We start from the raw sequence: 2,009 nt of genomic DNA, 5'->3' as shown, positions 1-2,009 counted from the left end.
ACAGGGGCGTTGCCCTCCCGCATGTCGTAGATATCGAGGGGGTCGACGTAGGCTGCATAGCCAGAAGGCGAGCGTACGCACAGCATGCCGTCTTGCGGTCGGACGTATTGGAAAAACCAGAATGGGGCAGGCACCGGCTTCATAACGCCGAGTCTCGCGTCGCGCAGAACGGGCTTGCTTGCGACCTGGACACGGTCGAGAGGTTTCAGGCCAAGCGCATTGGCCAGGTGAATCTTTCCAGCGAGCATCCCAGTTCCTTCGTGGCTTCGGGTGTCGGTAGAAAGATACTATAACGAAAGTTATTGCGCGTGCAACGACTATTTTTAGCTCCGTTGCAAGCGTTCAGCCTTTGTCTTTCGGGCCCTTTGCATCCTGCCTTGCGTTGCGACGCGTAGCTGCTTGCTGCAGTTGGTTGATCTGTCGCTTGAGGTCGTCCGTTCTMGCGACGTGCTGCAGCTTCAGTTCCTCTATCGCGCGGTTGTGATGCGTATTGAGCGCATCCAGCTTCGCCTGATGCTCGCCCCGGAGCGTGTCCATGGCGAGTGTGTTTTGCTCTGCTTGCGCTGCACGCTCCGCGCTTATTGCGCGCATTGCAGCCTCAGCGCTCATGCGCTCTGCCTGCAGGGCCGATTGGCGCTCCGCGGCAAGCTGCTCGGCAGCGGAGACTTTGGCTTGCAGTGCTGCAATAGCGGGAGCGTTGTCTGCCAACGCTCGTTTAGCATCAGCGGCTTCGTTTCTGGCGTTCGTCAGTGAATCCTGAAGCTCGGCGATGGTCTGCTCAAGCCTAGTATTGCGCGTTTCCAGCTTGTCGATCGCTCGATTGTGAGCGGTAGCTTGTGCTGCCAGGTCCGCATCACGCCGGCGGTTAGCCTCGGCGCGAACGTCGGAGATCATTACCTGGTGCTCTAGGCGCTCAGAAGCCATCTGCCGACGTTCGGTATCCATGGCTTCCGCTTGCTGCGCTAGGCTCTGGCGCTGCTCCGTCAGCTTGTTCTCTGCCGTCTTGGTCGCCAGCTTCAAAGCCGTTTGCCACATGTTGTTGGCCAGCTTCTGGATCGGGTCCGGCGTGTCGTTCGTATCACGGCCGGACATCATGTCCGGCATGTAGGACTTCCAGAAGTAGTTCATCGCCGCATTGGCCGTCGTCTTGCTGCCGCCAACTGCGCTCACCACAGAGTCTGCAGAAGGACGTCGACCAGCCGCCAGCTGGCTCCAAGCCTCTGTTACGTGCTGGGCGTAGGCATCCGGGATCGAAACAGCCATGTCACAACTCTCCTGAGCATCTAGGCCGCCACATGGCGGCATATTTTTGCCCCCGTGTTGACGATGGTGATAATGAAACGTTATCGTGCATGTGCTAGTATGAAATACCGGACGAAGTACCGTCCTATAACTCAGCCAGCGCCCGATAGTAGTCCAAAAATGGCAAAGAGTCCCGCCCAATCGTCTGAAATCCTTGTCCCAGCTTCGTTTCCGGAGCTTCCGCAGGATGCGTTGGCGCAGGTGCCGGACGCTGGCGCGCTACAAGCGCCCACTGAGGCGGAGATCGAGCAGACAGAGCTGGCCGCCGCGGCGGTGCTTGCGGCTCTCAAGGTCGAGGCAACTGCGCCGGCAACCCGCCGGGCGCTGAAGACTGCGCTTCGGTACTGGGCGTTGTGGCATCGAGCGGTTTACGGAACAGAGCTGGAGCTGCTGCAGTCACCGGCGGCCGCCGTCCCTGGCCACAAAGTGCTGGTGTTCGTGACGCACCACGCTCCTGTGAAGGCAAAAGCCGTAGGCAGCAGGCCTGCAAGAATTACGACCGGAATGCCGGTCCATGTACGCAAACGACTTGCAGCCATTGAGGCGAAAGAAGGGCTCGTGCTGGCAGGACGACGTCAGGTGCAACATCGAGCTGGCCGTCAGGCGCAGCTGACCGGCAAGGCTGTGGCGATCGATGCGGATGTCCCCGCCCTGAAAACGATCCAGCAGCGCGTCAGCCTGCTGGGGAGCCTGCACACCCTGCGTGG

Annotated in this window: 2 protein-coding genes and 1 pseudogene; 1 reads left to right on the top strand and 2 read right to left on the bottom strand. The window is 60.1% G+C overall.

The window, feature by feature from the left end; genetic code table 11:
• Positions 1 to 248 (bottom strand): annotated as a pseudogene (locus tag AC04MI_RS24870) (hypothetical protein); the annotation flags it as partial.
• A gap of 94 nt (positions 249 to 342) precedes the next feature.
• Entirely contained in the window at positions 343 to 1,263 is a 921-nt protein-coding gene (locus AC04MI_RS24865; RefSeq protein WP_436001490.1) for a DNA-binding protein, read from the bottom strand.
• A gap of 159 nt (positions 1,264 to 1,422) precedes the next feature.
• Between AC04MI_RS24865 and AC04MI_RS24860 the strand changes: the two genes are divergently transcribed.
• Positions 1,423 to 2,009: hypothetical protein (locus tag AC04MI_RS24860; protein WP_476499007.1), on the top strand; the 587-nt coding region annotated here is incomplete at its 3' end.

The organism is Acidovorax sp. LjRoot204 (assembly GCF_056175785.1).
The sequence above is the reverse complement of the archived record's forward strand: the minus strand, read 5'-3'. Positions and strand labels throughout refer to the sequence as shown.